Annotated in this window: 7 protein-coding genes; 5 read left to right on the top strand and 2 right to left on the bottom strand. The window is 71.6% G+C overall.

Annotated elements, in window-relative coordinates:
• Window positions 1–50 precede the first annotated feature (50 nt).
• From G3I19_RS32960 to G3I19_RS32975, 4 genes are all read left to right on the top strand, one after another.
• A complete protein-coding gene (locus G3I19_RS32960) occupies window positions 51–509 on the top strand; it encodes a flavin reductase family protein (protein ID WP_164267391.1) in 459 nt (152 codons plus the stop codon).
• 200 nt (window positions 510–709) lie between these two features.
• Window positions 710–1,495 (top strand): electron transfer flavoprotein subunit beta/FixA family protein, encoded by a 786-nt coding sequence (locus G3I19_RS32965; RefSeq protein WP_164267385.1) that lies wholly within the window; start codon window positions 710–712, stop codon window positions 1,493–1,495.
• Window positions 1,496–1,567: 72 nt separating this feature from the next.
• Window positions 1,568–2,530: an electron transfer flavoprotein subunit alpha/FixB family protein gene (locus G3I19_RS32970; RefSeq protein WP_164267386.1), complete on the top strand. Its 963-nt coding sequence runs from the start codon at window positions 1,568–1,570 to the stop codon at window positions 2,528–2,530.
• 152 nt (window positions 2,531–2,682) lie between these two features.
• The gene (locus G3I19_RS32975; protein ID WP_164267387.1) at window positions 2,683–3,981 is read left to right on the top strand and encodes an aldolase; all 1,299 of its coding nucleotides are present in this window, start codon (window positions 2,683–2,685) and stop codon (window positions 3,979–3,981) included.
• Between the two features lie 143 nt (window positions 3,982–4,124).
• Here the strand turns inward: G3I19_RS32975 and G3I19_RS32980 are convergent, their stop codons facing one another.
• Window positions 4,125–4,715: a hypothetical protein gene (locus G3I19_RS32980; RefSeq protein ID WP_164267388.1), complete on the bottom strand. Its 591-nt coding sequence runs from the start codon at window positions 4,713–4,715 to the stop codon at window positions 4,125–4,127.
• Between the two features lie 387 nt (window positions 4,716–5,102).
• Window positions 5,103–6,131 (bottom strand): LacI family DNA-binding transcriptional regulator, encoded by a 1,029-nt coding sequence (locus tag G3I19_RS32985; protein WP_164267389.1) that lies wholly within the window; start codon window positions 6,129–6,131, stop codon window positions 5,103–5,105.
• Window positions 6,132–6,268: 137 nt separating this feature from the next.
• Here G3I19_RS32985 and G3I19_RS32990 point away from each other — a divergent pair.
• On the top strand, window positions 6,269–6,817 hold a 549-nt coding region (locus G3I19_RS32990), incomplete at its 3' end, for an ROK family protein (RefSeq protein WP_164267390.1).

Consider the following 6,817-nt stretch of genomic DNA (forward strand, 5'->3'; position numbering starts at 1 on the left):
GCCCGCCCGCCGACGCGACGCCGGCCGCGGGCCCGGTCGGCGCCCCCGCACTGCTCCGCTCGGTCTTCCGTCGCCACGCGTCCGGCGTAGCGGTGGTCACCGCGTCCGGCGAGTACCCGGTGGGCTTCACCGCCACATCGGTCAGCTCCGTCGCCGCCGAGCCACCGCTGATCTCCTTCGGCGTCGGGACGGGCTCGTCGAGCTGGCCGGTGGTGGCCGGGGCCGAACACGTCGGGATCCACATACTCGGCGAGCACCAGCAGGAGCTGGCTGCCACCTTCGCGCGCAGCGGCGCCGACCGGTTCGCCGCACCCACCGGCTGGCGCAGCGGCCCCGAGGGCGTACCGCTGCTGGACGGCGTACTGGCCTGGCTGGTGTGCCGGGTGGTGGCGCGGGTCCCCGCCGGGGACCACCGCATCGTGATCGCCGAGGTCGTCACCGGCGACCCGGCCGGGGACGGCCGGCCGCTGCTCTACCACCAGGGGCGCTTCAACGCTCTGCGGGACTGAGATTCTCCCGCGATCCCCGGCTACGGAGCGTTGCTCACGTCACAGTTCAAAGCGCTTGCTTACTGGGTACATTCTGGATGTACTGGCGAGTAATATTTCGTTGGGGGCGTCGGAACCCCCAACCGGAAATCGCCCCATCAGGCGCCTATGCTGCGAGCGACAAGGCAGCCCGGAAAAGACGATGCAGTAGGAGAGCCGGCGTGAGCTTGAGGATCGTTGTCCCTGTGAAGTACGTGCCCGATGCCACTGGTGACCGGCATTTCGCCGATGACCTGACACTGGACCGTGATGATGTCGACGGGCTGCTGTCGGAGCTCGACGAGTACGCGGTGGAGCAGGCGCTCCAGATCGCGGGCGAGGCCGACGACGCGGAGATCACTGTCCTCACGGTCGGCCCGGAGGATGCCAAGGACGCGCTGCGCAAGGCGCTCTCGATGGGCGCCGACAAGGCGGTCCACGTCGAGGACGACGATCTGCACGGCACCGATGTGATGGGTACGTCGCTGGTCATCGCCAAGGCCATCGAGAAGACCGGGTACGACCTGGTCGTCTGCGGTATGGCGTCGACCGACGGCACGATGGGTGTGCTCCCGGCGCTGCTCGCCGAGCGGCTCGGCGTCCCGCAGGTCACGCTGCTGTCCGAGGTGTCGGTCGACGGCACCACGGTCAAGGGCCGCCGTGACGGCGACACCGCCAGCGAGCAGCTGGAGGCTTCGCTGCCGGCCGTCGTGTCCGTGACGGACCAGTCGGGCGAGGCCCGCTACCCGTCCTTCAAGGGCATCATGGCCGCCAAGAAGAAGCCGGTGGAGTCCCTGGACCTGGAGGACCTGGACCTGGAGGCCGACACGGTCGGTCTCGCGGGTGCGTGGACCAAGGTCGACTCCGCGGCGCAGCGTCCGGCCCGTACCGCCGGCACGATCGTCAAGGACGAGGGCGAGGGCGGCAAGCAGCTCGCTGAGTTCCTCGCGGGTCAGAAGTTCATCTGAGGCTCCCCGGGGCTCCCGGCCCCGAGTCTCTCGACCGCCCCCGATTCTTCGCATTCGCAGGAGAGCAATCCCATGGCTGAAGTTCTCGTCTATGTCGATCACCTCGACGGTGCCGTCCGCAAGCCCACCCTGGAGCTTCTGACGCTGGCCCGCCGCATCGGCGACCCGGTCGCCGTCGCGCTGGGCGCCGGCGCCCAGGACACCGCCGCCGCGCTCGCCGAGCACGGCGCGGTGAAGGTCCTCACGGCCGACGCCCCGGAGTTCGCCGACTACCTCGTGGTTCCCAAGGTCGACGCGCTGCAGGCCGCGTACGACGCGGTGTCGCCGGCCGCGGTGCTGGTCCCGTCCTCCGCCGAGGGCAAGGAGATCGCCGCGCGTCTCGCGGTGCGTATCGGCTCCGGCATCATCACCGACGCCACCGACCTGGAGGCCGGTGAGGACGGGCCGGTCGCCACCCAGTCGGCCTTCGCCGCGTCGTTCACGACCAAGTCCCGGGTTTCGCACGGCACCCCGGTCATCACGGTCAAGCCGAACTCGGCGCCGGTCGAGGCCGCTCCGGCCGCGGGCGCCGTGGAGGCGCTGTCGGTGTCCTTCGGTGAGAAGTCCACCGGTACCAAGGTCGTCTCGCGCACGCCGCGTGAGTCGACGGGCCGCCCCGAGCTGACCGAGGCCGCGATCGTGGTCTCCGGTGGCCGCGGGGTCAACGGTGCGGAGAACTTCCACATCATCGAGGCGCTGGCCGACTCGCTCGGTGCCGCTGTCGGCGCCTCGCGCGCCGCGGTCGACGCCGGCTGGTACCCGCACTCCAACCAGGTGGGCCAGACCGGCAAGTCGGTCTCGCCGCAGCTGTACATCGCCAACGGCATCTCCGGCGCCATCCAGCACCGGGCCGGGATGCAGACGTCGAAGACCATCGTCGCCGTCAACAAGGACGCCGAGGCGCCGATCTTCGACCTCGTCGACTACGGGATCGTCGGCGACCTCTTCCAGGTCGTCCCGCAGCTCACCGAAGAGGTCACCTCCCGCAAGGGCTGACCTGCCTCTTCTTGTCGGCCGGGGGCCGCGCGGCGACTTTCGCCGCGCGGCCCCCGGCTGTTTCGGCCAACCATTGACGCAGGTCATGACCGGCCGTTAACTTCGCTATTCGGATTGTTGATTCCGTGAAGCGGAAATATGGAGGGTGAAGGATGGGTCAGCAGGAGAAGGTGGCGACGAGCCTCGCCGGCGCGGTCAGCGAGGACATCAGCGCTTCCCTGGTCGCGGTCGACGAGGAGCTGGCGAGCCGCTACCCGGGGGACCCGGGCACCCGTCAGCCCGTCCACACCGTGTACGTCCCCGGTGACGTGTTCGACGCGGGCACCATCCGCTCCTGGGGCGACCAGGCGCTGGCCTCCCTCGACACCCATGCCCCCGACGCCGCCTCCTTCGCCGGGCTCCTCGGCATCGGCGACGAGCTCGCCACCGCCGTCCACGACCGGGTGCGCGCGAAGCTGGAGCGCGAGCCCGTCGAGGACCTGCGCATCGACTTCGAGGACGGCTACGGCCCCCGCCCCGACGCCGAGGAGGACGAGGCCGCGGCCCGCGCCGCCCGGCTGGTCTCCGAGGCGTACGCGAACGGCACGGCCGCCCCGTACATGGGCATCCGGATGAAGTGCATGGAGGCGGCGGTCCGTGACCGCGGCATCCGCACCACGGACATCTTCCTCACCGGTCTGATGCAGGCGGGCGGGCTGCCCGAAGGACTCGTCCTCACCCTCCCCAAGGTGACCTACCCCGAGCAGGTCACCGCTTTCGTGCGCCTGCTCGAAGCCTTCGAGAAGACGCACAGCCTGCCGGCCGGCCGTATCGGCTTCGAGATCCAGATCGAGACCAGCCAGTCCATCCTCGCCTCCGACGGCACCGCGGCCGTCGCCCGGATGATCGGCGCGGCCGAGGGCCGGGCCACCGGGCTGCACTACGGCACCTTCGACTACAGCGCCTGCGTCGGAGTCAGCGCGGCCCACCAGGCCAGCGACCACCCGGCCGCCGACCACGCCAAGGCCGTCATGCAGGTAGCGGCGGCGGGCACCGGCGTACGGGTGTCGGACGGCTCGACCAACGTCCTGCCCATCGGAACGACCGAGCACGTGCACGAGGCATGGCGGCTCCACTACGGCCTCACGCGCCGGGCCCTGGCCCGCGCCTACTACCAGGGCTGGGACATGCACCCGGCGCATCTGCCGACCCGTTACGCGGCGGTGTACGCGTTCTACCGGGAGGGCCTGGAGCCGGCCGCCGCCCGGCTCGCCGCCTACGTGGCCAAGGCCGGCGGCGACGTCATGGACGAGCCCGCGACCGCCAAGGCTCTCAGCGGATATCTGCTGCGCGGCCTCGACTGCGGCGCACTCGACGACGCCGAGGTCACCGGCCTCACCGGCCTGAGCCGCGCCGGTCTCGAAAGCTTCGCGGGCCCGCGCCGCGCGGACCTGACGATCACGGCCCCCTGACCGGGCGCCCGCGGGCTCACGCAAGCCCCGGGCTGAACATGACGCCGGCCTCCGTGACCTGGTGCGGTCACGGAGGCCGACGTCGTGCGGGCGCGGGGCGGTCCCTGCCGGATCCGGACAGCAGGCGCGGCTTCGCGGAGACACTAGGGGTGGTAGATCTCCCGCATGGCCGTGATCTGGTTCCGGCCGTTGACCCGGTAGACGAAGTGCGGGGTGTTCGCGAGCTTGTGGGTCACCAGCCACTTCGGGGTGACCTTCACGGTGGCCGTGTCGTGGAGGACCTGGACGGACGCGCCCGGCGCGAAGACCAGCGAGCGGGCCGCTCCGCTCGGGGTGTAGGTGACGTCCTCGTCGTTCCGCGTGTTCACGCTGCACGTCTCCGGAGTGACCCGTACGACGGTCTCGCCCCGGGAGTTCTTGGCGGAGTGCAGCTCGAAGAAGTGCTTGTACCCCGAGGGCAGGTGACACGGCTTCCAGCCGGCGCCCCCGTCTCCGGAGGTGACGGCCGGCTGCCCGGCCGCTGCACCCGTGGTCCCGGCGTGCGCGTCGGCGATGCTGATGGCGACCGGACCACGGCCGGCCGGACCGTGGGTGGCCGGGCCGGCGGTGGTGGACACGGTCGCGGTGCTCGCCGCCGTGCGCGGGCTGGCGTCGGAGGACGCACACGCGGTGGCGACGAGCGCCGCGGCGGAGGCGACAACGGTGGCGGCGGAGACGTAACGGCGGTGGTTCATGGGCATCCTCTGCGACGAAGACCGGCTGACGCCCAGGGAGATAACGGACAGCGGGAAAGCGTTTCAACCGGCCGCCGGCTGTGACCGGACAGTGACAACCGTCACGCCGTCAAGACGATCGGCGGGGCTGCCGGACCCTGTGTTCCCCGGTCGCCGCCCCACGCCGGGCCACCTCCCCCCACGCCGGGGCCGCCGTCCTCAAGCAGGGACGCGCCACGTCGGGGCGCCGATCACGAGGCCGCCGGTGGTCGCCGATGGCCGCCGACCACCGGGTACGCCCCGGCCCGCCCCGCAGGCGCCGTCGCAAGCAGGACCGCCCACCCGCAGGCCCCGTCCACCCGCAGGCTCCGCCCACCTGAAGGCTCCGCCCACCCGCAGGCCCCGTCCTCAAGCCGGCGCGATCTCCCCCGAGCCGCGCGCGATGAGACGGGTCGGCAGCACCTTCTGCGCCGGTGCGTCGTTCGCGCCGTCCAGCCGGCGGAAGAGCGTCTCGGCCGCCGTACGCCCCAGTGCCGCCGAGTCCTGTGCGATCACCGTGATCCCCAGCAGGTCGGCCAGCTCGATGTCGTCGAACCCGACCAGCGCCACCGCCTGCTCGCGCTCGGCCAGGACGCGCACGGCGGTCACCGTCACCCGGTTGTTGCCCGCGAAGATCGCGGTGACCGGCGACTCCCCGTCCAGCAGCGTCTCCACCGCGCCACGCACCCGTTCGGCCTCGGTGACACCGAGCGAGACCCAGGCGTCGTTCACTTCGAGACCGCCGTCCGCCATGGCGGCGTGGTAGCCCCGCAGCCGCTCGGTGGCCGTGTGGATACGCGGCTGGTCACCGATGAAGCCGATCCTGCGGTGGCCCCCCGCGATCAGATGGGCCACGCCGTCGCGGGCGCCGCCGAAGTTGTCCGAGAACACCATGTCCGCGTCGATCTTCCCGGCGGGACGGTCCACGAACACGGTGGCGACCCCGGCGGCGATCTCCGGCTCCAGATAGCGGTGGTCGTCCCCGGCCGGGATCACGATCAGACCGTCCACCCGGCGGGCACAGAGCGCGAGGACCAGCTCCTGCTCCCGCTCGGGATCCTCTGCGCTGGAGCCGTTGATCAGCAGCGCGCCATGCGCGCGGGCCACCTCTTCCACCGCGCGGTTCAGCGGCCCGTAGAAGGGGTCGGCGAGGTCCTCGAGGACCAGTCCGATACTCGCGGTGCGGCCCTTGCGCAGCACGCGCGCGCTGTCGTTGCGGCGGAATCCGAGTGCTTCGATGGCCTCCTGCACCCGGCGCTCGGTGTCGGGCGTGACACCCGCCTCGCCGTTCACCACCCGCGACACTGTCTTGAGGCCGACTCCGGCACGCGCGGCGACGTCCTTCATCGTCGGCCGGTTGCCGTAGCGGGGCTCGGAGTGGCTGGCGGTCCGGTCCACGGTGCGCTGTCCTGTCGTCGGCTGGTGTGCTGTGAGAGATGCGTGTCGAGCATAGGGCCTGGACAACGTTGTCAGGTGAATGGAGACTGACCACTTACACTCCTCATCACCCCTTGCCACCTGGAGATCCGACAGCAATGCACAACCACCTCGTAGCCGCGCTCGATATCGGCGGCACAAAGATCGCCGGCGCGCTGGTGGACGGCAGGGGGCACATTCTCGTACGCGCGCAGGCGCCGACACCCGCCAAGGAGGACGGCGACACGGTGCTGGGCGCTGTCAGAGAAGTGCTCGACGGGCTCGCGGCCGACCCCCGGTGGGGCCGCGCGACCGCTGTCGGCATCGGCAGCGCCGGGCCGGTGGACGCCTCGGCCGGCACCGTCAGCCCGGTCAATGTGCCCGGCTGGCGCGACTACCCGCTCGTCGAGCGGGTGCGCGGCGCGGTGGGCGGCCTGCCCGTCACGCTCGTCGGGGACGGGGTCGCGATGACCGCGGCCGAGCACTGGCAGGGCGCGGCCCGCGGCTACGACAACGCCCTGTGCATGGTCGTCTCCACCGGCGTGGGCGGCGGTCTGGTCCTGGGAGGTGCCCTGCGCCCCGGCCCGAGCGGCAACGCCGGGCACATCGGCCACATCAGTGTCGATCTGGACGGGGACGCCTGCCCGTGCGGCTCCCGCGGCTGTGTC

Source organism: Streptomyces sp. SID10853 (assembly GCF_010548145.1).
Classification (GTDB): Bacteria; Actinomycetota; Actinomycetes; order Streptomycetales; family Streptomycetaceae; genus Streptomyces.

Coding starts and splice junctions, on each gene's coding strand:
- G3I19_RS32970 (WP_164267386.1), top strand. CDS start 1,568: ATGGCTGAAGTTCTCGTCTATGTCGATCACCTCGACGGTGCCGTCCGC.
- G3I19_RS32975 (WP_164267387.1), top strand. CDS start 2,683: ATGGGTCAGCAGGAGAAGGTGGCGACGAGCCTCGCCGGCGCGGTCAGC.
- G3I19_RS32980 (WP_164267388.1), bottom strand. CDS start 4,715: ATGAACCACCGCCGTTACGTCTCCGCCGCCACCGTTGTCGCCTCCGCC.